Below are 578 nucleotides of genomic sequence, written 5' to 3' on the forward strand. Positions count from 1 at the left end.
CGGGCGAAGCCGGTGCGGATCCGCGAAGCGGATGCGCGGAATCCTATACGCCGCACCAATCGAACTTGAAGCCTCCGGCAACGGGGGCTTTTCTTTTTTGGAAGCCATGCATGGATTCGAACCTCGGTCGAGGCGCGAGCGTAAGAAAACGCGGAGCGTTTTTAGCGAGCGGGCGAGCGCGCCGGCAGGCGGGCGAAGCCGGTGCGGATCCGCGAAGCGGATGCGCGGAATCCTATACGCCGCACCAATCGAACTTGAAGCCTCCGGCAACGGGGGCTTTTCTTTTTTGGAAGCCATGCACGGATTCGAACCTCGGTCGAGGCGCGAGCAGCATAATCACCACATCGTAAAATTTTTTCAAATTGTCGCTTGACCCGTCGGGGCCTCGCGTGCATAATAATCCGTGCGTTGCGGCGTTACCTCAGCTGGATAGAGGGTCTGACTACGAATCAGAACGTCATAGGTTCGAATCCTATACGCCGCACCAATTGACTTTAAAGCTCCCGGCAACGGGGGCTTTTCTTTTTTGGAAGCCGTGCATGGATTCGAACCTCGGTCGAGGCGCGAGCGTAAAGAAA

The 578-nt window shown here is 57.1% G+C and carries 1 tRNA gene; it reads left to right on the top strand.

The window, feature by feature from the left end:
- The first annotated feature begins 410 nt into the window (after positions 1–410).
- A tRNA-Arg gene (locus ACTQXO_RS08755) sits at positions 411–487 on the top strand.
- The last annotated feature ends 91 nt before the right edge of the window (positions 488–578 follow it).

The organism is Collinsella sp. LCP19S3_D5, assembly GCF_052121415.1.
Lineage (GTDB): Bacteria > Actinomycetota > Coriobacteriia > Coriobacteriales > Coriobacteriaceae > Collinsella.